The sequence below is a fragment of the Streptomyces justiciae genome, assembly GCF_015163075.1.
Taxonomy (GTDB): Bacteria; Actinomycetota; Actinomycetes; order Streptomycetales; family Streptomycetaceae; genus Streptomyces; species Streptomyces justiciae.
The window spans coordinates 219230-240078 of record NZ_JADDXU010000009.1 but is presented as its reverse complement, the minus strand read 5'-3'; the positions used below and the strand labels follow the sequence as shown (position 1 = coordinate 240078).

Sequence of the window (20849 nt, the reverse complement as noted above, 5' to 3'; positions counted from 1 at the left end):
GGTTCCCACCCCGCCCGCACTAATCCGAGGAAGCCCCCGAGGACTCCGCGACCGGGCTCGTCGCCGACTTCGCGATCTCCACCGCCCGGGCCTGCGACGCCACACCCTCCAGCCGCAGCGTCACCTCGGCCGACCTCACCGGACGGCTCCACAGCAAGGTCGGCCCGGCGGTGCGCGCCTGACGGGTGTAGCGCTTCCCGTCCGCGTCCAGCAGCCAGAAACTCAGCAGGTGGGGACGGGGAAACCACAGCGCGGTGTCCTGCGAACCGGCGACCGGGGAACCGCCCAGCGAGATCCACTCCGGCTGCTCACGCACCGTCTTCGCGAAGGTCAGGTCCAGCCCCGCCGCGAACTCGTCCACCCGGACCGTCTTCCCGCGCTCGCGCCAGCAGAGACTGATCACGAACCGTCCCTGCGGCCCACCCGCCACCGCCATCGCGTCCGGGGCACCGAGCGCGTCCGGCACCAGCGGCTCGAACCCGGCCCGCCGCACGGCCTGCGCCCACGACACGGACCGACCGCAGCCGGGCACCTCGGCCCCCGGCGAGGGCGCCGCCGACGGGTCGTAGCGCACCTCGACCCCGCCGAAGTCGAACCAGTCGTAGACCGCGGCCCGCACGGGCGGGGTGAGCGCGAGCACCGTCAGCAGACCGCACAGCGTCGCGGTCAGCGAACGCCACCGCACTCGCGTCCAGCGCCGCACGGCCCGCAGCCGCTCCCGCGGGCGCCGGGGCTCGGGCACCGGGGGCGGCAACCGCTCGGCCAGTATCTGGCCCAGCACCCGCTCGACCATCGTCTCGGAGCCCAGGGAACCCTCCGCCCCGTCGGCGGCGTCCAGCGACCGCCCGAGCGCCCGCAGCTCCTCCGGCAGCCGGGAGGCATCGACCGCATGGCCGTCGTCCCGCCGACGCCCCCGCGATCCCGGGCCCCGCTCCCCGCCACGGCCGCGCGGCCCCCGGCCACCGGCGCCCCCGGGGCCACGGCCGCCCTCACCGTCGTAGCCCTTCCGTCCCTCACTCACGCTCATCACCCCCTTCCCCGAGGTCGGCGTCCGGCAGCAGTCGGCCCAGTTTCCGCAGCGCGCGGTTGAGCCGGGATTTCACCGTCCCCCGGGGCCAGCCCAGGGCCTGGGCCGTCTCCGATTCGTCCATGTCCAGCAGATAGCGGTACGTGACGACCAGACGGTGCTCCTCGCTCAGCTTCTCCAGGGCGGACTGGAGCGCGGCGCGGCGCTCTGTCTCCAGGGCCGCGACCGCCGGGTCCGCCGATTCCGGTATCAGCGGCTCCGCCTCCACGAACGCCGCCTCCCGGCCCGCGAGCGTGCGCTGCCGGGCCGCCGTCCGCACTGTGTTCCTCGTCTCATTGGCGACGATCGACAGCAGCCACGGCCGGAACGACGCGCCGTCCTTGAACCTGCCCAGCGCGCAGTACGCCTTGACGAAGGCCTGCTGCACCACGTCCTCCGCGTCCGCACCCGCCCCGAGTGCCGCGGCCGCCCGGAGCGCGATGCCCGTATGGGCGCGCACCAGCTCCGCATACGCCTCCGGCTCCCCGGCGCGTACGCGTGCGATCACCGCGGCCTCATCGACGATGCGGCCCCCCTCCCGCGTTCTCACGTCTTTGTTACACCGCAGGAGACGGATCGGTTCCCATCTGTTTCCGACCAGTTCCGGATCGGACCCCGACACCTGAGAGAATGGTGAGCATGGCCTCTGATCGCCCGCCCGTCGCCCACCACCACCCTCAGGGGAATGGCTCCGCCATGCAGAGTTGTCCGCGAGTGCTCTCCGGAATCCAGCCCACCGCAGGCTCGTTCCACCTCGGCAACTACCTCGGCGCCGTCCGCCAGTGGGTGGCCCTGCAGGAGTCCCACGACGCGTTCTACATGGTCGTCGACCTGCACGCGATCACGCTCCCGCAGGACCCGGCGGACCTGCGCGCCAACACCCGCCTGGCCGCCGCCCAGCTCCTCGCGGCCGGCCTCGACCCGGAGCGCTGCACGCTCTTCGTCCAGAGCCATGTCCCCGAGCACGCGCAGCTCGCCTGGGTCTTCAACTGCCTCACCGGCTTCGGCGAGGCCTCCCGCATGACCCAGTTCAAGGACAAGTCCGCCAAGCAGGGCGCCGACCGCGCCAGCGTCGGCCTCTTCACGTACCCGATCCTCCAGGTCGCGGACATCCTGCTGTACCAGGCCAACGAGGTCCCCGTCGGCGAGGACCAGCGCCAGCACATCGAGCTCACCCGTGACCTCGCCACGCGCTTCAACGGCCGCTTCGGCGACACCTTCACGCTTCCGAAGCCGTACATCCTCAAGGAGACGGCGAAGATCTACGACCTTCAGGACCCGTCGATCAAGATGAGCAAGTCGGCGTCCACGCCGAAGGGCCTCATCAACCTCCTCGACGACCCGAAGACCACCGCCAAGAAGGTCAAGAGCGCCGTCACCGACACCGACACCGTCATCCGCTACGACGCCGAGAACAAGCCGGGCGTCAGCAACCTGCTCACGATCTACTCGACCCTCACGGGCACGGGAATCGCGGAACTGGAGCAGAAGTACGACGGCAAGGGCTACGGTGCGCTCAAGACGGACCTCGCCGAGGTCATGGTCGAGTTCGTGACGCCGTTCCGGGAGCGCACCCAGCAGTATCTGGACGACCCGGAGACGCTGGACTCGATCCTGGCCAAGGGTGCGGAGAAGGCGCGTGCCGTCGCGGCGGAGACGCTGGCCCAGGCCTACGACCGGGTCGGCTTCCTGCCCGCCAAGCACTGAGCCGAGCACGCACGCGTACCACCGCACAGGCACCGCACAGACGTACCACTGGACAGAGCGCTGCACATCACTACGGTTGCGCCTGCCCACAACACAGGCGTGGCCGTACAGTCGATAGCCGGACGGCCGGGACGAACCCGACAAGGGGGAGACCCCAGACACCCGAGAGGGAAGACAGGAGACGACGTGGGGACCGTAACGATCGGCGTGTCGATCGCGGTCCCGGAGCCTCACGGCAGCCAGCTCCAGCAGCTGCGCGCGGGCTTCGGCGACGCCGCGGCTCACGGCATCCCCACGCATGTCACCCTGCTGCCCCCGACGGAGGTCGAGGACGGCGCGCTGCCCGCCATCGAGGCGCACCTCACCGAGGTCGCCGCCTCCGGCCGCGCGTTCCCGATGCGCCTGTCCGGCACCGGCACGTTCCGGCCGCTGTCACCGGTGGTGTTCGTCCAGGTCGCCGAGGGCGCCGAGGCCTGCACCTGGCTCCAGAAGCAGGTCCGCGACGCCTCCGGCCCGGTGGCCCGCGAACTCCAGTTCCCGTACCACCCGCACGTCACGGTCGCCCATGGCATCGACGAAGCGGCCATGGACCGCGCGTACGAGGAACTCGCCGACTACGAGGCCCGCTGGCCGTGCACCGGCTTCGCCCTCTACGAGCAGGGCGCCGACGGCGTGTGGCGCAAGCTGCGCGAGTACGCCTTCGGCGGCGCTGCCGTGGTGCCGCCCCAGGGCTCTTCCGCCGCCGTGGAACAGGGCTCGACCGCCCACTGACCGGGCCACGAGGGCACGACGGGGGAGGGCGGCGACAGTGGGTCCGGCACGGCTCAGAGCCGAAGATCCCGTCTCCATAGGCGACTTCAAGATCCTCGGACGGCTGGGCGCGGGCGGTTTCGGCACCGTCTACCTGGGGCTCACCCCGGGCGGCCGGAAGGTCGCCGTCAAGACCGTGCACCGGCACGTCGCCGACAGCGAGGGGTTCCGGGCCCGCTTCCGCCGCGAGGTCGAGGCGCTGCGCCGAGCCGGCGGCTTCTTCACCGCCCCGCTCGTCGACGCCGACCCGACCGCGGAACTGCCCTGGCTGGCCACGGAGTACGTCCCCGGCCCCGACCTCGCCACGGTCGTCACGCGCGGCGGCCCGCTGGCCCCCGAGGCGCTGTGGCGGCTCGGCGCGGGGCTCTGCGAGGCGCTCGCCACGCTGCACGGCGCCGGGCTGGTGCACCGCGACCTCAAGCCGTCCAACGTCCTCCTCGTCCCGGACGGCCCGCGCGTCATCGACTTCGGCATCGCCTCCCTCGCCGACGCCACCCGCCTCACGGTCACCCACGAGGCCGCCGGCACACCCGGCTACGTCGCCCCCGAGCAGCTGCGCGGCATGCGCGGCGTCGGCCCCGCGGCGGACGTCTTCGCCCTGACCTGCCTGCTGCTGTACGCGGGCACAGGGCGGACCCCGTTCCGCAGCCGTACGTTCGTCGAGTACATCGCCCACGTCCTGCACGAGCCGCCGGACCTCACCGGCGTCCACGGACCGCTGGCCGAGCTGGCTCACGGAGGGCTCGCCCTCGACCCCGGCGAACGGCTCGACCTGCCCGCCCTCGCCGCCCTGTGCGCCCGCCACGCGCGCGTGGACGACGTCCACGGCTTCGCCGACCTCCTGGTGCCCGCCGCGCGGGACCTGCTGACGCACGCGAGCGCGGAGGCGGCGACCGAGCGGGCGTACGGCGTCCCCGCCACGAAGCCGCAGACGGACGGCGCGGAACTCCCCGAACGGCCGCACACGCGCGCGGCGGACGCCCGCCCCTGGGTCTGGACGGCCCCCGGCCTCGGCGAGGGCGAGTACGTCGCCTTCCAGGGGCCCGCACTCGACCGGGACGCCGGCATCGTCTGCCTCGCGGGCGGCGGGACCATCCACGGCTTCGACGCGGCCACAGGGGCGCAGCGCTGGTCCGTCCAGGCGGGCTTCGAACTCCGGGCGGGACCGGTGCCGGCCCACGGCGTGTTCGTGTTCGCCGACGACCAGGGGCGCGCGTACGGCCACCGCGCGCGGGACGGTGTGCGCCTGTGGGAGCGCGACCCCGACGGCGAGGCGGGCCGGCCGGTCACGGACATCAGGCTCCTGGTCACCGACACGCCGGAGCAGCTGGTCGTGCTGCGGGTCGGCAGGCGCGCCGGGGAACCGGAGAGCGACTACACCTGGGACGACATCGCCCTCCTGCGCCCCGACACCGGTATGGCCGTCACGACGAAGCCGCGGCACGGAGATTCCTCCCCGCGCCGCGACGACGCCAACTGGGTCGTCGGGGACCGGCTGTTCATCGCGGGCTACGAGCGGCTCGCCTCCGTCGGCTTCGGCGCGGACGAAGGCTCGTCATGGACCGAGAAGGCCCACGCGGCCGTCTCCATAGGCGAACGGACGTACACCTGGCGCTCGTTCGGCGGCCTGGTCTGCCGCGACGGCGCGACGGGCACCGCCCTGTGGCGCAGCAGAAAGCCGCGCGGGCCGAGCCTGAGCGCGCTCGTAGGCACCCCGGACGGCGAGACGGTGCTCGTCGTCACCGGCCGCGGCATCTGGGCCCACGCCGCACGCACGGGCCGACTGCGTTGGACCACGCCCGTCGCGGACGTCGGCCGCCGGCCCCGGGTGGACCGGGCCGGCGTCACCGCCGGGGTCGTCTGGTCGGCCTTCGGCAGCGTGCTGCTCGGCCACGACCTGGCCGACGGCCGCCCGTTGTGGCGGCTGACGTCGGAGGAGCCGTATCTGACCATGGCGGTCGAACCGCACGGCGGCCTGCTCCACGTGCACGACGGCCGGCGGCTGCGCGGCATCCGGCCCGCCGACGGCGGCGACGCCTGGTCCGTGGCGTCCCACGAGCACTCGGCCCTGGGCGACTTCCTGCCCCACTGGACGGCCGGCGACCTGCTCTACGTCCGCGAGGAGAGCGGCGTACGCGCCTACGACGTCCTGCGCGACGCCTAGAGCGGCAACCGCCGGAACGCCTCGCGCGGTACGTGCCGCAGGGCCGACATCACCCACCGGAGCACCCCGGGCACCCACACCGTCTCCGAACGCCGCCTGAGCCCCAGTTCCACGGCCGTCGCGACCTCCTCGGGCGTCGTCGCGAGCGGCGCCTCCGGCAGGCCGGCGGTCATCTTCGTACGGACGAACCCGGGGCGTACGACCATGACGTGGACGCCGGTGCCGTGCAGGGCGTCGCCCAGGCCCTGGGCGAAGGCGTCGAGGCCCGCCTTGCTGGAGCCGTAGATGAAGTTGGAGCGGCGCGCGCGTTCACCGGCGACCGAGGAGAGGACCACCAGGGAGCCGTGGCCCTGCGCCTGCAACGCGCGCGCGGAGACCAGCCCGGCCGACACCGCGCCGGTGTAGTTGGTCTGCGCGACCCGCACCGCGTCGAGCGGTTCGCGCTCGTCGTGGGCCTGGTCGCCGAGGACCCCGAAGGCGAGCAGCACCATGTCGATGTCGCCCTCGGCGAAGACCTTGCCGAGCACGGTTTCGTGGGACTCGGGAGCGAGCGCGTCGAAGGCGACGGTGCGCACGTCGGCCCCCTGGGCGCGCAGGTCGGCCGCGGACTGCTCCAGCGCGGACGAGGGGCGTCCCGCCAGCCATACCGTGCGGGTGCGGCGGGCGACGAGTCGGCGGGCGGTGGCCAGCGCGATCTCTGACGTCCCGCCGAGGACGAGCAGGGACTGGGGGAGACCGAAGGCGTCCTTCACGGCAAGCAGCTCCTATGGGTCGAGCCAGAGGCTCCGGGGATCGGGGCTCTAGAGGTCGAGGCGGCGGGACAGGTCGGAGACGAAGGCCCCGCGCGGGTCCAACTCGGCGCGCAGGGCACGGAAGTCGTCGAGGCGCGGGTACATCGCGGCGAGCAGTTCGGGGCGCAGCCGGGAGTCCTTGGCGAGGTAGACGCGCCCACCCGCCTCGACGATTTCCTCGTCCAGTTCGTCGAGGAGGGCGCCGAGGCCGGTCAGCCCCGCCGGGATGTCCAGGGCCAGGGTCCAGCCGGGCTGCGGGAAGGAGAGCCAGCCCGGGTCGGCGTCGCCGAACCGCTTGAGGACGGCGAGGAAGGACGGGCAGCGGCGCTCCGAGAGGCGGCGCACGATCCGGCGCAGGGTGTCCTCCCGGCCGTACGGGACGACGAACTGGTACTGCACGAAGCCGCCGCGGCCGTAGACGCGGTTCCAGTGCGGGACCCCGTCCAGGGGGTGGAAGAACGTCGAGAGCTTCTGCAGTTGGCCGGTACGCGCGCGGGGGGCCTTGCGGTACCAGAGTTCGTTGAACCAGCCCACGGTACGGCGGTTCAGCAGCCCCTCCGGGAGGACGGCGGGCGGGGCCGGGAGCTGGGCGGGCCGGAACGCCAGCGGGTCCCTCCGCGCGCGCGTGCCCAGCGCGTCGAGGGGCGCGTGCTCGCCGCGCGTGAGCACCGCGCGGCCGGTCGCGGCGCCGCGGGCCAGCAGGTCGATCCACGCGACCGAGTAGCGGTAGTGGTCGTCGGTGGCGGTCAGCCGGGCCATCAGGTCGTCGAGGTCACGCGCGCGTTCGGTGTCGACGGACATCAGCGAGGTCTGCACCGGCTGCAGCTGGACCGTCGCGGTCAGGATCACGCCGGTCAGGCCCAGGCCGCCGGTGGTCGCGTCGAACAGGGGCGTGCCGCGGCTCACCGTGCGGATCTCGCCGTCGGCGGTGAGGAGTTCGAAGGACAGCAGGTGCCGGGAGAAGGAGCCGGAGACGTGGTGGTTCTTGCCGTGGATGTCGGCGCCGATCGCGCCGCCGACCGTGACGTGACGCGTGCCGGGGGTGACCGGGACGAACCAGCCGAGCGGCAGCAGGACCCGCATCAGCCGGTGCAGGGAGACGCCCGCGTCGCACAGCACGATGCCGCTGCCGGCGTCGATGACATGGACGCGGTCCAGGGCCGTCATGTCGAGGACCGCCCCGCCCGCGTTCTGCGCCGCGTCGCCGTACGCCCGTCCCAGGCCCCTGGGGATGCCGCCGCGGGCCCCGCAGCCCCGGACGGCCGCCACGGCCTCCTCGTACGTCCGTGGGCGGATCAGACGGGCCGCGGTGGGCGCCGTACGGCCCCATCCCGTGACGGAAACGGTCTCGGCAGACATGTCGGCGACCGTATCGCCCTTAAGGAGGCGATTTGTTTTCAAACATCCCTGGACATTCACCCTCTCCCCGAAATGGGTGATTAATGGGATGTCGCTCAATATTGCCGGAGCTCGGGCCGTGTCGGCGTGAACAGTGAGTCCACATGGACCCATTCGACGATCCGGGCGGCCTCGACGACACCAGTGTCCTCGCCGTGCGCCAGGGCATGGACCGCCGAATCCTTTCGGCGTTCCGGGCGTACGGCGCGGACCCTCGCGTCGGCGCCGCCGCGCGCGCCCTGTCCTGGACCGGCGAGCACGGGGCGCTGTGGCTCGCGGCGGGCCTCGCGGGAGCCGCCGTGGACGGCGCGCGGCGCGGCGCCTGGTTGCGCGGGACGGCGCTCACCGCGGGAGCGCACGCCGTCAGCATGGGCGTGAAAAGGGTGGTGCGACGTCCGCGCCCGGCGCACGTCGAACCCCTCGTGCCCACCGTAGGCCGCTACTCCTTCCCGAGCTCGCACGCGACCTCCGCCGCGGCGGCCGCGGTCGCGTTCGGGGCGCTGGGGGCGTGCGGGGTGGGTGGGTGGCGCGCTTCGGCTATCGCGCGCCCCGACGACCTCGCGCGCGCCACGGACCTCGCGCGCGCCACCGCCCTCACGCCGGTCACCCACGCGGCGCGCGCTCCCCGCCTCACGCCCGCCACCCACGCCGCCGCGCGCGCCACCCGCCTTCTCCCACCCCTCGCCGTCGCCATGTGCCTCTCGCGCCTCGTCGTCGGCGTCCACTACCCCTCGGACGTCGCGGCGGGCGCGGCCCTGGGGGCGCTCACGGCGCGTTTCGGAGCGCGCTGGATGCGAGGGGGCGCGCATGACTGAGATCGCGCCGCACCCCAACAACGGGCGCCCCGGCGGCGCATGTCCCGACGACGGCGCACACCCCAACGATGGCGCGCACCCTGACGTCGGCGTACACCCCAACGACGGCGCACGATCCGACAGCGCGCACCCCACCGCGGCCGCGCACCCCCACACCCCCACGCACCCCCACACCTCCGCGCACCCCCACACCCCCGCCCTCCTCGGCCAACGCACGCCCCCACGACACCCCGCATCACCCCACACCCACCCCCACCCCCGCCCCCACTCCGTCCTCCACGGCCTCCTCAAGACCGCCCGCCCCAAGCAGTGGGTCAAGAACCTCCTCGTCGTCGCAGCCCCCGCGGCCGCAGGTCAGCTCTTCACCCGGCACGCGCTCACCCAACTCGCCCTGGTCTTCGCGCTGTTCACGGCGTGCGCCGCCGCCGTCTACCTGATCAACGACGCCCGCGACGCCGACGCAGACCGAGCCCACCCCACCAAGCGCCACCGCCCGGTCGCCGCCGGACAGGTCCCCGTGTCCGTGGCATACGGCGTCGGAGGCGTCTTGGCCGTCCTGGCGCTCGCCCTCGCCGGCTGGCTCACCCCGCCGCTCGTCCCGGCCCTGCTCACCGCCTACGTCGGCATGCAACTGGCCTACTGCGTCAGCCTCAAGCACGTCCTGGTCGTCGACCTCATCGTCGTCGCGACCGGGTTCCTGATGCGGGCGATGGTCGGCGGGCTGGCCCTCGGGATTCCGCTGTCACGCTGGTTCCTGATCACGACCGGCTTCGGGGCGCTGTTCATGGTGGCGGCCAAGCGCTACTCCGAGGCCGTGCAGATGGAGGGCGCGGCGGGCGCCACGCGCGCGTTGCTCACCGAGTACACGACCGGTTATCTGCGCTTCGTCTGGCAGCTCGCGGCCGGGGTCGCCGTCCTCGGGTACTGCCTGTGGGCCTTGGAGGGCGGCGGCACGCATGCCGCGCCCACGGCCACCGGCACAGCCACCGGTCTGCTGCCCTGGCGCCAGCTGTCCGTGGTGGCGTTCATCCTCGCGGTCCTGCGGTACGCCGTCTTCGCCGACCGCGGCATCGCGGGGGAGCCCGAGGAGGTCGTCCTCGGCGACCGCGCCCTCGCCCTCATCGGCCTGGTGTGGCTGGGGATGTACGGGCTGGCGGTGGCCCATTGGTAGACCACCCGGCTCGCCGGGACCGGCATGGCGTTCGCCACTGTCCTGCGCTTTGGGGGTACTCGTACATGGGTCTTCAGGACCCGGGGCATACCTGGGTCACCGAGCACAGAGGCGGACATGGACTGGCTGAAGAAGCTCCCCGTAGTCGGGCCAGCGTTCGTCCGGCTGATGGCCACGCACGCGTGGCGGTCGTACGAGCGGCTGGACCGGGTGAAGTGGACGCGGCTGGCCGCGGCGATGACGTTCATCAGCTTCATCGCGCTGTTCCCGCTGCTGACCGTGGCCGCCGCGATCGCCGCCGCGACCCTCAGCAAGTCGCAGCAGGACGAGCTGCAGAACAAGATCGCCGACCAGGTGCCCGGTATCTCCGACCAGCTGAACATCGACGGCCTGGTCGAGAACGCCGGCACCATCGGTCTCATCGCCGGCGCCGTGCTGCTGTTCACGGGCATCGGCTGGGTCGGCTCGATGCGTGAGTGCCTGCGCGCGGTGTGGGAGCTGCCCGACGAGGAGGTGAACCCGTTCTTGAGCAAGGCCAAGGACACCGGCATCCTCGTCGGCCTCGGCGGCGCGCTCCTGGTGACGATCGCCGCGTCCGCCGTCGGCTCCGCCATGGTCGGCTGGATCAGCGACCAGATCGGCATCGACCGCGCGGGCTGGGGCGCTGTCCTGCTGCGGATCGCCGCGTTCCTGATCGCCGTGCTCGCCGACTTCCTGCTTCTGCTGTACGTCCTCACCCTGTTGCCCGGCGTCGAACCGACGCGCCGCCGGCTGCTGGTGGCGGCGCTGATCGGCGCGGTCGGGTTCGAGCTGCTGAAGCTGCTGCTGAGCGGCTACATGCAGGGCGTGGCCGCGAAGAGCATGTACGGCGCCTTCGGCGTCCCCGTCGCCCTGCTGCTGTGGATCAACTTCACCTCGAAACTCGTCCTGTTCTGCGCCGCCTGGACGGCGACGCAGAGCAAGGAGGACGAACTGCCCGAGGTCAGCGACGACGACGTACGAGATCCGGCAGCGGCCACCGGCGGTTGACCAGGTACGCGCCCGCCGCCAGCAGCACCAGCACTCCGCCGGTGATGGCGAGGGCGATGCCCATGCCGCCGGAGCCGGAGGCCGCCGTGGCGCTCGCCACCGGCTTGGCGGAGGACCCGCCGCCACCGACCGCGCCGCCCGCCTCGCCGGAGGCCGTGGCACCCGGCTGGGCGCTCGGCTGCGCGGCGCTCTTCGGCGGGACCAACTCGCCCACCGGCTCCACCTTGCCCGCGGCCTTGAAGCCCCAGTCGAAGAGTTTCGCGGTCTCCTTGTAGACCTCGTTGTGCTCGTTCTTCTCGGGGTTCATGACGGTGACGAGCAGCACCTTTCCGCCCCGCTCGGCGACGCCGGTGAAGGTGGCGCCCGCGTTGGTGGTGTTGCCGTTCTTGACGCCGGCGATGCCCTGGTAGACGTCTATGTCGGAGTCGCCGGACAGCAGCCGGTTGGTGTTCTGGATCTCGAAGGACCCGCGGACCTTCTTGCCCTTCTTGTTCTTCTTCGTCTCGCCCGGGAACTTCGCGGTGACCGTCGAGCAGTACTCGCGGAAGTCCTTCTTCTGCAGCCCGGAGCGGGCGAACAGCGTCAGGTCGTACGCGCTTGACACCTGGCCCTCGGCGTCGTAGCCGTCCGGGCTGACCACGTGGGTGTCGAGGGCCTGGAGCTCCTCGGCGTGCTCGTTCATCTGAGCGACCGTGTTCTTCACGCCGTCGTTCATCGCGGACAGCACGTGCACGGCGTCGTTGCCGGAGCGCAGGAAGACACCGAGCCACAGGTCGTGGACGGTGTACGTCTCGCCCTCCTTTATGCCGACCATGCTGGAGCCGGCGCCCACGCCGGCGAGGTCGGAGGGGACGACCTTGTGCTCGGTGGTGCTGGGGAACTTCGGCAGGACGGTGTCGGCGAACAGCATCTTGAGGGTGCTCGCCGGGGCCAGCCGCCAGTGCGCGTTGTGCGCGGCGAGCACCTCGCCGGACTCGGCGTCGGAGACGATCCACGACCGCGCGGTGAGGTCCTTTGGCAGCACCGGCACCCCGCTCGCCAGGTTGACCTGGGTGCCGGCCTGACCGAGCCGGGCGCCGCCGACCGTCGACATGTTCGCGGGCGGGGTGGCCGAGGGAGACGTCGAGGGGCTGGGGGCGGCGAGCACGGGGCCTGCGGTCAGCGCGAGGGACGTCAGGGTGGCGGAAGCGACCAGCAGCGATCGCCTGATGGTCTTCTTGGGTGCGGACACGGTCGGAAACGTACATGCCACCGCCCGTGAAGTCCCACCGCCCTCCCCACCCCGGGCGAGGAACCAGACACCCGGCGGAGATACTGGACGTATGAAGCTCAGCCGCCCCGTCTCCTGGTTCCTGCTCGCCTTCGGGGTGTGGAGCTGGGTCATCTGGATCACTTTCGTCAAGAATCTCGTCAAGGACGGCAGCGGGCTCGCGTTCGACGACGCGGGCGACCCGACCGCGTACTTCTGGGTGCACCTGCTGCTCGCCGTCGTTTCCTTCGTATTGGGGACGGTCGTCGGGCTCATCGGGTTGCGCGGGGTGCGCGCATTGCGCCAGACGTCATAGCGGGCCGGTCGCCCGCACACGACAACAAAGGGATACGACTTCGTGGTCATCGTCTTCGCCGTGCTCGCCCTGGCCGTCCTGGTGACCGCCAACTGGTACCTGTGGCGCCGCCTGTTCCGCGACACGACGAGCGGCCCGGGGTGGGGCCGGCGGGCCGGCGTGGTGGTCGTCGCCGGTGGCTGGCTGCTGGCGATCGGCGCCCTCGTGGGCGAGCGCACCGGAGCGCCCTTCTGGCTCCAGCAGACGCTCGCGTGGCCGGGTTTCCTGTGGCTCGCGCTGTCGATCTACCTGCTGCTGGGCGTGGTGGCGGGTGAGGCCGTACGACCGCTGCTGCGCCGCTTCCTGGAGCGACGGGACCGGCGCAGGGCACCCGTCGCGGCAGTCGTCGTACCCCAGCCGGAACCCGTACCCGCGGGAGCGGGCCCCGAAGAACCGGCCGAGCCGGCCTCTCCGCGTCTCCTCGCCGCTCCCTCCCGACGCCTGTTCGTCTCCCGCGTGGTCGGCGGAGCGGCCGCCGCGGCGGCGGTCGGGACCGTCGGCTACGGCACGTACGGCGTGCTGCGCGGGCCGCGGGTGAAGCGGGTCACCGTGCCGCTGGCCAAACTGCCGCGCGCGGCGCACGGGTTCAGGATCGCGGTGGTCAGCGACATCCACCTCGGCCCCGTGTTGGGCCGCGGTTTCGCGCAGAAGGTCGTCGACACCGTCAACTCCACGCAGCCCGACCTGATCGCGGTCGTCGGCGACCTGGTGGACGGCAGCGTGCAGGACCTCGGCCCGGCCGCCGCCCCGCTGTCGCGGCTGAAGGCGCCGGCCTACTTCGTCACCGGCAACCACGAGTACTTCTCCGGCGCCGAGCAGTGGGTCGAGGAGGTGCGCCGGCTCGGACTGCTCCCCTTGGAGAACGCCCGTACGGAGCTGCGTCATTTCGATCTCGCGGGCGTGAACGACATCGCCGGGGAGAGCGAGGGCCAGGGCCCCGACTTCGGCAAGGCGCTCGGCGACCGTGACACCACGCGCGCGTGCGTGCTCCTCGCCCACCAGCCCGTGCAGATCCACGACGCCGTCGAGCACGGTGTCGACCTCCAGCTCTCCGGCCACACCCACGGCGGCCAGCTCTGGCCCGGCAACCTCGTCGCCGAAGCCGCCAACCCGACCGTCGCGGGCCTGGAACGCTACGGCGACACCCAGCTCTACGTCAGCCGCGGCGCGGGCGCCTGGGGGCCGCCCACGCGCGTGGGCGCGCCCTCGGACATCACGGTGGTGGAGCTGGCGTCACGACAGGCGTAGAGCCGTTTCCACGGCCGGTCTGAAACCTTTCGCGGCAGACTCTGTGCGAGCCCTGTGAAACTCTTCGGTAACGCCTTGCGGCAATGACTTTCTCAACTCTCAAGATCCCTCTTCCCCCGGGGAAACCCGTGTGATTAGGTGAGCCGCGCCGCTAGGGGAGTGGCATATGCGCTTGGGGGCCGTCAGGGGCCCGGGGAAGGAAACCGATGCGATCGGTTCGCATACGGATTCTCGCGACGCTGCTCGTTCTGGCGGCCGTGGGAGTGGGCGGCTGGCAGCTGATGCCGTCGCAGGAGGACACGGACAAGACCATCAAGGTCGGTACGACGGACGTCGTCACGTCCCTCGACCCGGCCGGCGCCTATGACGCCGGGTCCTGGGCCCTGTTCAGCAACGTCTTCCAGTCACTGCTGACCTTCGAGTCGGGCGGCGCCAAACCCGTGCCCGACGCGGCGAAGAGCTGTGACTTCGTGGGCGGCGACCTCAAGACGTACCGCTGCGAGCTGCGCGACGGCCTCGAGTTCCCGAGCGGGCGCGCGATGACCGCCGAGGACGTGAAGTACTCGTTCGACCGGGTCAAGAAGATCAAGTCGGACGTCGGCCCGGTCTCCCTGCTCGACACCCTCAAGTCGGTGACGGCCGAGGGTCTGACGGTCACCTTCCACCTCGCCTCCCCGGACGCCACCTTCCCGTTCAAGGTCGCCACCGGAGCCGGTTCGATCGTCGACCGCACCAAGTACCCCGCGGACGGCCTGCGCACCGACAACGGCGTGGACGGCACCGGCCCGTACGAGCTCAAGTCGTACACGAAGGACAAGAAGGTCGCCCTCGCGCCCAGCAGCCGCTACAAGGGCGCGGTGAAGGACTCCGGGCGCCCGGTCGAACTGCTCTACTACAAGGACGCCGACGCGCTGAACGTGGCGTGGAAGGCCCGGCAGATCGACGTCGCCACCCGCCAGCTGCCGCCCAAGGTGCTCGCCGCGCTGAATCCCAGCGACCCCACGATGCGCGTCTCCGAGGCCGACAGCTCCGAGGTCCGCAACCTCTACCTCAACACCCGCTCCTCCTCGCCGCTGCACGACACCAAGGTCCGGCGGGCGATGGCCTGGATGATCGACCGCGAGCGGCTGGCCGCCACGATCTACGAGGGGACCGTCGACCCCCTCTACTCGCTGATCCCGGCGGGCATCACCGGCCACACCACCGCGTTCTTCGACGCCTACGCCAAGCAGAGCACCGCCAAGGCCAAGGCCCTGCTCACCGAGGCCGGGGTCTCGACGCCGGTGAAGTTCACCTACGGGTACGCCACCGGCCGCGGCGCTGCCGACAAGGAGGCCGCGGAGCTCAAGAGGCAGCTGGAGGCGGGCGGGCTGTTCAAGGTGACGCTCAAGCCGTACGAGTGGACCGCCTTCCAGAAGGCGTGGGCCACCGGCAAGCTCGACGCGTACGCGGTCGGCTGGGTCGCCGACTTCCCCGACCCGGACACCTACGGCGGACCGCTCGTCGGCACCGACGGCACCATGAACACCGGCTACAGCAGCGCCGAGGTCGACCGGCTGATTCAGGCCAGCCAGCAATACGCCGACCGCGCCGACGCCGCGGAGGACTTCCGGTCGATGCAGGACGCCATCGCGCGCGATGTGCCGGTCATCCCGCTCTGGCAGGCCAAGGAATACGTCGTGAGCAGCGAGGACGTCGGCGGTGGCCAGTACCTTTCGGACGGCACCGGTGTCTTCCGGCTCTGGCGTCTCAACTGGATCTGACGCGAACCGGCGGCATTGACATTCGCCCGAGTGACGCGGGGCGGGCGCCCGACGCAGCACCATGTGACGGAGGTGTGCGTGGGGTGAGGAGCAAACGTGTTGAGACGCAACTCCTTCCGGCTGCCCCGGCATCCGGCTTCCGTCGGTCTGGCGCGGCGCCGGGTACGGGACCACCTGGCCGACTGGGGGCACGGCCATGACGACCCGGCCCTGGCGGACGCGGTACTGCTGGTGTCCGAGCTGGCCACCAACGTCGTACGCCACGGGCCGCTCCTGGAGCGCGAGTTCGAGGTCGCGGTGACGGCCCTCGCCGACGGCTCCTGCCTCATAGAGGTCTCCGACGAGGGCCAACTGGAGCCGCGGCTGCGGCTGGTGGGGGAGTGGGAGGAGTCCGGGCGCGGGCTGCACCTGGTGGAGAACGTCGCCGCCGCGTGGGGGGTGTGGAGCCGGGGACGGCACGGCAAGACGGTGTGGGCGCTGGTGCTGGCCAACGCGTAGGCGTACGACGGGACTTGCGCCCTTCTGGCAGGGCGCTCACGTCCGCGCCGGCCCGCGCGTGAAGAGCACGCGGGGCGCCTACGTCCGTGACGGCAGCATCACCGTCACCGCCAGCCCCTCGCCGGGCGCCGTCTGCACCGACACCCGGCCCCCGTGCGCCTGCACGACCCCCTGCACGATCGCCAGGCCGAGCCCGCTGCCCGCGCCCCCGCCCGCCCGGAAGAACCGGTCGAAGACACGCGCGGCGTCCTCCTCGGCGAGGCCCGGGCCGTCGTCCGCGACACACAGCCGTACGGCCCCGTAGGCCCGCTCCACCCCGAGCCGCACCGGCACATCGGCGGGCGTGTGGGTGCGGACGTTGCCCACCAGGTTGCCCAGGACCTGTCTGAGCCCCGCCTCGTCGGCGTGCACCAGCAGCGCCCCGTCGGCGTCGACGCTGATCGGCCGCCCCGGCTGCTGCACCCGCAGATCCTCCGCCGCGTCCCGCACCAGCCGCGTCAGGTCGACGTTGCGGAAGCGCAGCTCGGGCTGCTGGTCGAGGCGGGCCAGCGTGAGCAGTTCGTCCACCAGGCGGCCCATCCGGTCGGCCTCGGCCATCACCCGCCCCCAGGCGCGTTTGCGCTCGTCGGGGTCCTGGAGCATCCCTTTGTCGTACAGCTGGAGATAGCCCCGTATCGCGGACAGCGGCGTGCGCAGTTCGTGCGAGGCGTCGGCGACGAAGCGGCGCAGCTGGCCGGCGCTCCGCTCGCGCGTGCGGTACGCCGACTCCACCTGGTGGAGCATGGAGTTGAGGGCGGTGCGCAGCTGCTCGACCTCCAGGGTGGCCTCCCGGCTGGAGGGGACGCGCCGGGTCAGGTCGCCCTCGGCGATCGCCGACGACGTCTCCACCATGTCCTCCAGCGGCCGCATCCGGCGCCGCACGCTGAACATGGTCAGACAGGCCAGCAGCGCCAGCAGCAGGCTGCCGATGGCGAGGTCGAGCCGGACGGCCTTGCCGACGCCCTTGTGGACGGCCTCGGTGGAGGTGGCGAGCAGGATGTACGTGCCGTCGGTGAGCCGGGTCGCGGTCGCGCGATAGGCGTCGCCGCGCACCTCGATGTCGTGCGGCTCGGGGTCGGCGGCCAGCGCGCGCGGGTCGTCCACCGCGTCCGCGAGGTCCTTCTGGAGGTCGCTCGGGGTGAGGTCGCCCATCGAGATCGTGTCACCGCGCGTGTCGACGACGCTCAGGATCTGGTCCGGCCGCGCCTCCCCGTCGTCCTGGAGCAGGAACCGCTCCCGGACGATCGCCAGCGCGCTCAGGTCGTCGATCATCTGCATCGTCAGCCGCGAACTGCTCAGCGTCTCTCGGGACTTGGCGAGCTCGGAGTCGATCTGGTCCAGCAGGTAGTACCGCATGCCCATCACGCTCACCGCGGTCGCCGCGACGATGCCGAGGGCGAGCAGCGCCACGTTCGCCAGCGTCAGCTGGGCGCGCAGCGAGTGGATGCCGCGTTTGCAGCCCAGCTTGCGGAGCCTCATGCCAGCCCGTACCCGACGCCGCGCCGCGTGGTGATCACCGGCGGTCCCAGGGCGTCCAGCTTGCGCCGCAGATAGCTGATGTAGGTCTCCACGACGGTCGACTCGGGCGGGGTGTGCTCGTACTGCCAGACATGGCGCAGGAGTTGCTCCTTGGGGACGATCCGGCCGCCGTTGCGCACCAGGAAGCGCAGCAGCGCGTACTCGGTGGGGGTGAGCTCGACCGAGCGGCCCGCGCGGTGCACCGAGTACGTCGTCTCGTCCAGCTCCAGGTCGCCGTAGCGCAGCAGGGGGCGCTGCGGCAGCACGTCGGCGGGGCGGGTGCGGCGCAGGACGGCGGTGATCCGGGCGACGACCTCGTCGATGTTGAACGGCTTGGTGATGTAGTCGTCGCCGAAGCCGAGGGCGCCGACGACCTCGGCGGGTGAGTCCCGGGCGGTGAGGAAGACCAGCGCCAGGTCCGGCCGCTCGGCGCGCAGTTGCTTGCCGAGGGCGCGGCCGTCGCCGTCGGGCAGCATCACGTCGAGCAGCGCCGCGTCGGGCCGGGTGCGCTCGGCGAGCGCGAGGGCCTCGCGGACGCTGCCCGCGACCATCACCTCGAACCGGTGGTAGCGCAGCGCGATGGCGAGGACGTCCGCGATGCTCTCCTCGTCCTCCACGACCAGCACGGTGCCTGGAGCCGTCGTCATGCCCCCAGTATCGGCGGCCCCACTGACAGCCGGGTGGGTTCGGTGCTTTGGAGTTCCTTGAGAGTCGGTGGGCTGCGGTGTCTCCCCGCGTGCGGCGCCGCCAGTCTTGTTGCCCAGGACCTGGGGGACCGACCGACAACCGACTGGGGAGTGTTGAGCGTGGCGGCATTGGCACGGTGGTGCTATCGGCACCGGCTGGTGGTCCTGTTCTTGTGGGTGGGGGCGTTGTTCGGGCTCGGGGCGGCCGGTTCGGCCGCGGGAACCGACTACGCGAACGTCTTCTCCCTGCCGGACACGGACTCCAAGACCGCGTACGACCTGATGACGAAGGCCTTCCCGCAGAGCGCGGGCGACACCGACACCGTGGTGTGGAAGGTCGAGGAGGGGTCGGTGCGGGACGAGTCCGTACGGTCCCGGATCGAGCCCGCGCTGAAGGACATCGCGGCGATGAAGGGCGTCGGTGAGGTCAGCGACCCCTACGCGGCACAGGGCGCCGCGCAGATCAGCGAGGACGGGCGGATCGCGTACGCCCAGGTCACCTTCGCCGAGCAGGCGAACGCGGTGCCCAAGGAGCTGATCGAGGACGTCGTCGACACCGCGCAGGCCGCCGAACGGGACGGCCTTCAGGTGGAGTTGGGCGGTCAGGCGATCGCCCGCACCCAGGAGCCCCCGCAGGGCACCGCCGAGCTCGTCGGCATCGTCGCCGCCGCGATCGTGCTGTTCCTGGCCTTCGGCTCGCTCTTCGCGATGCTGCTGCCCCTCGTCGTGGCCATCGCCGCCCTCGGCACCGGCCTGATGGCGACCTCGCTGCTCAGCCATGTCACCGACGTGCCCGAAGTCGCCCCGCTGCTCGGCTCGTTGATCGGCCTCGGCGTCGGCATCGACTACGCCCTGTTCATCGTCACCCGGCACCGCCGCGGCATCCTGCGCGGCATGAAGCCGGAGGACGCGGCCGTCACCGCCCTCAACACCTCGGGCCGTGCGGTGCTGTTCGCGGGCGGCACCGTCTGCATCGCGCTCGCGGGCATGCTGGTGATGAACATGCGCTTCCTGGACGGCGTGGTCATCGCGACCTCCCTGACCGTCGTCCTGAGCGTCCTGGCCGCGACCACCCTGCTGCCCGCCCTGCTCGGCATGCTCGGCATGCGGGTCCTCAGCCGCAGGCAGCGGCGCCGCCTCGCCGCGAACGGCCCCGAGTCGGCGGAGGCGAGCGGGCTCGCGGCGCGCTGGTCGTCGTACGTCGAGAAGCGCCCGCGCACGATCGCGGCGGGGGCCCTCGTGGTCATGCTGATCCTCGCGCTGCCCGTGCTGTCGATCCGGCTCGGCGCCACCGACCAGGGCAACCACCAGGAGTCGCAGACCACCCGGCAGGCGTACGACCTGCTCGCCGAGGGCTTCGGGCCCGGCTTCAACGGCCCGCTCCAGGTGGTCGTCGAGAAGGGCGACGCCCAAGCGCTCGCGACGACCATCGAGTCCACCGAGGGCGTGGCCCAGGTCGCCGCCGCCCCGCCCACCAACGGCATCTCCGTCATCCAGGTCGTCCCGACGACGTCCCCGCAGTCGGAGAAGACCGACCAGCTCATCGACCGGCTGCGCGACGACGTGATCCCCGCCTCCGGCGCCGAGGCCCATGTGGGCGGCGTGACCGCGGTGTTCAAGGACTTCGCGGCCGTCACCGGCGACCGGCTGCCCTACTTCGTCGCCACCATCATCGGCCTCGGCTTCCTGCTCCTGCTGGTCGCCTTCCGCTCACTGGTGGTGCCGCTCACGGCGGCCCTGATGAACCTCGTCGCGGCGGCCGCGTCCTTCGGTGTCCTGGTGGCGATCTTCCAGTGGGGCTGGGGCACGGAACTCATCGGCATCGGCAAGGAGGGCCCGATCACGGCGTTCCTGCCGGTCATCATGCTGTCCCTGCTGTTCGGCCTCTCCATGGACTACCAGGTGTTCCTGGTGAGCCGGATGCACGAGGAGTGGGTCCACACGCGCGACAACGCGCGCGCGGTGCGCGTCGGACTCGCCGAGACCAGCAGGGTCATCAACTGCGCCGCCCTGATCATGATCTGCGTGTTCTCCGCGTTCGTCCTCAGCGGCGACATGGAGGGTGCCATGGCGGGCATCGGCCTCGCCGCCGCCGTCGCCCTGGACGCGTTCATCCTGCGCACGGCACTCGTGCCGGCCGCGATGCACCTGCTCGGCAAGTCCAACTGGTGGCTGCCGGAGGGGCTGGAGAAGCGGCTGCCGCACCTGGCGGTGGAGCCCAAGGAGGACGAGCCCGCCCCGGTCGCCGCGGAGGCGGACGGCCCGGCCTCCGCCGTCCACGGCTTCGTCCGCGACGAGGACGGCGAGCCCGTCGAGGGCGCGTCGGTCACGCTCCTCTCGCGCGGCGGACGCCAGCTGGACCGCGTGGTGTCGCTGGCCGACGGCTCCTACATCGTGTCGGTCCCGGCGCCGGGCACGTATCTCCTGGCGGCGACGGCGGCTTCGTACGGCTCACGCGCGGGGCACGTCGTCGTCGGCGAGGGGCCGCTGGTGTACGACGTGGAGCTGGCCGAGGGCGAGGTCGACGCCGTCAACTGAGCCG

18 protein-coding genes are annotated in these 20849 nt (G+C 72.1%); 11 read left to right on the top strand and 7 right to left on the bottom strand.

The features are described 5' to 3' along the window. Positions 1-19 precede the first annotated feature (19 nt). Complete coding sequence (locus IQ210_RS25505; protein ID WP_228048312.1) at positions 20-1027, bottom strand: hypothetical protein; 1008 nt, start codon at positions 1025-1027, stop codon at positions 20-22. Then, complete coding sequence (locus IQ210_RS25500) at positions 1014-1574, bottom strand: RNA polymerase sigma factor (protein ID WP_256786023.1); 561 nt, start codon at positions 1572-1574, stop codon at positions 1014-1016. Before IQ210_RS25500 ends, IQ210_RS25505 begins: the two co-directional genes overlap by 14 nt. Positions 1575-1762: 188 nt before the next feature. On the opposite strand from IQ210_RS25500, the gene trpS reads away from it, so the two are divergent. The 3 genes from trpS to IQ210_RS25485 all read left to right on the top strand — a co-directional run bounded on the left by trpS (position 1763) and on the right by IQ210_RS25485 (position 5747). After that, a complete protein-coding gene (gene trpS / locus IQ210_RS25495) occupies positions 1763-2773 on the top strand; it encodes a tryptophan--tRNA ligase (RefSeq protein ID WP_194081585.1) in 1011 nt (336 codons plus the stop codon). 186 nt (positions 2774-2959) lie between these two features. Next, positions 2960-3544: a 2'-5' RNA ligase family protein gene (locus IQ210_RS25490; protein WP_194081430.1), complete on the top strand. Its 585-nt coding sequence runs from the start codon at positions 2960-2962 to the stop codon at positions 3542-3544. A gap of 37 nt (positions 3545-3581) precedes the next feature. Next, the gene (locus IQ210_RS25485) at positions 3582-5747 is read left to right on the top strand and encodes a protein kinase domain-containing protein (RefSeq protein WP_194081429.1); all 2166 of its coding nucleotides are present in this window, start codon (positions 3582-3584) and stop codon (positions 5745-5747) included. On the opposite strand, the gene IQ210_RS25480 is transcribed toward IQ210_RS25485, so the two are convergent. Both IQ210_RS25480 and IQ210_RS25475 read right to left on the bottom strand, forming a co-directional pair. Continuing rightward, positions 5744-6499, bottom strand: a complete 756-nt coding sequence (locus IQ210_RS25480) for a decaprenylphospho-beta-D-erythro-pentofuranosid-2-ulose 2-reductase (RefSeq protein ID WP_194081428.1) — start codon at positions 6497-6499, stop codon at positions 5744-5746. The genes IQ210_RS25485 and IQ210_RS25480 overlap by 4 nt on opposite strands. 48 nt (positions 6500-6547) lie before the next feature. Continuing rightward, the gene (locus IQ210_RS25475; RefSeq protein ID WP_194081427.1) at positions 6548-7897 is read right to left on the bottom strand and encodes an FAD-binding oxidoreductase; all 1350 of its coding nucleotides are present in this window, start codon (positions 7895-7897) and stop codon (positions 6548-6550) included. A 143-nt stretch (positions 7898-8040) separates the two neighbouring features. Between IQ210_RS25475 and IQ210_RS25470 the strand changes: the two genes are divergently transcribed. The 3 genes from IQ210_RS25470 to IQ210_RS25460 all read left to right on the top strand — a co-directional run bounded on the left by IQ210_RS25470 (position 8041) and on the right by IQ210_RS25460 (position 10951). Further along, entirely contained in the window at positions 8041-8751 is a 711-nt protein-coding gene (locus IQ210_RS25470; protein ID WP_228048311.1) for a phosphatase PAP2 family protein, read from the top strand. Continuing rightward, positions 8744-9922: a decaprenyl-phosphate phosphoribosyltransferase gene (locus IQ210_RS25465; RefSeq protein WP_228048310.1), complete on the top strand. Its 1179-nt coding sequence runs from the start codon at positions 8744-8746 to the stop codon at positions 9920-9922. Before IQ210_RS25470 ends, IQ210_RS25465 begins: the two co-directional genes overlap by 8 nt. A gap of 117 nt (positions 9923-10039) precedes the next feature. After that, positions 10040-10951, top strand: a complete 912-nt coding sequence (locus IQ210_RS25460; RefSeq protein WP_194081426.1) for a YihY/virulence factor BrkB family protein — start codon at positions 10040-10042, stop codon at positions 10949-10951. On the opposite strand, the gene IQ210_RS25455 is transcribed toward IQ210_RS25460, so the two are convergent. Further along, positions 10905-12182, bottom strand: coding sequence for a D-alanyl-D-alanine carboxypeptidase family protein (locus IQ210_RS25455; protein WP_407699724.1), 1278 nt, complete (start codon positions 12180-12182; stop codon positions 10905-10907). The two genes, IQ210_RS25460 and IQ210_RS25455, sit on opposite strands and share 47 nt — an antisense overlap. Before the next feature lie 91 nt (positions 12183-12273). Here IQ210_RS25455 and IQ210_RS25450 point away from each other — a divergent pair, with 91 nt between their 5' ends. The 4 genes from IQ210_RS25450 (at position 12274) to IQ210_RS25435 (ending at position 16064) form a co-directional block, all read left to right on the top strand. Continuing rightward, positions 12274-12516 carry an SCO4848 family membrane protein gene (locus IQ210_RS25450; RefSeq protein ID WP_194081424.1) on the top strand — a complete coding sequence of 81 codons (243 nt, stop codon included), beginning with the start codon at positions 12274-12276 and terminating at the stop codon, positions 12514-12516. 42 nt (positions 12517-12558) lie between these two features. After that, positions 12559-13803 carry a metallophosphoesterase gene (locus tag IQ210_RS25445; RefSeq protein ID WP_194081423.1) on the top strand — a complete coding sequence of 415 codons (1245 nt, stop codon included), beginning with the start codon at positions 12559-12561 and terminating at the stop codon, positions 13801-13803. A 206-nt stretch (positions 13804-14009) separates the two neighbouring features. Continuing rightward, positions 14010-15566, top strand: coding sequence for an ABC transporter substrate-binding protein (locus IQ210_RS25440; protein WP_194081422.1), 1557 nt, complete (start codon positions 14010-14012; stop codon positions 15564-15566). Positions 15567-15662: 96 nt separating this feature from the next. Next, positions 15663-16064, top strand: coding sequence for an ATP-binding protein (locus tag IQ210_RS25435; protein WP_194081421.1), 402 nt, complete (start codon positions 15663-15665; stop codon positions 16062-16064). A 78-nt stretch (positions 16065-16142) separates the two neighbouring features. Here IQ210_RS25435 and IQ210_RS25430 read toward each other — a convergent pair whose 3' ends face one another. Both IQ210_RS25430 and IQ210_RS25425 read right to left on the bottom strand, forming a co-directional pair. Beyond that, a complete protein-coding gene (locus IQ210_RS25430) occupies positions 16143-17582 on the bottom strand; it encodes a sensor histidine kinase (RefSeq protein ID WP_194081420.1) in 1440 nt (479 codons plus the stop codon). Next, positions 17579-18268, bottom strand: a complete 690-nt coding sequence (locus IQ210_RS25425) for a response regulator transcription factor (protein WP_194081419.1) — start codon at positions 18266-18268, stop codon at positions 17579-17581. The genes IQ210_RS25430 and IQ210_RS25425 overlap by 4 nt, the downstream gene beginning before the upstream one ends. Positions 18269-18436: 168 nt before the next feature. Between IQ210_RS25425 and IQ210_RS25420 the strand changes: the two genes are divergently transcribed. Next, a complete protein-coding gene (locus tag IQ210_RS25420) occupies positions 18437-20845 on the top strand; it encodes an MMPL family transporter (RefSeq protein WP_194081583.1) in 2409 nt (802 codons plus the stop codon). Positions 20846-20849 lie beyond the last annotated feature (4 nt).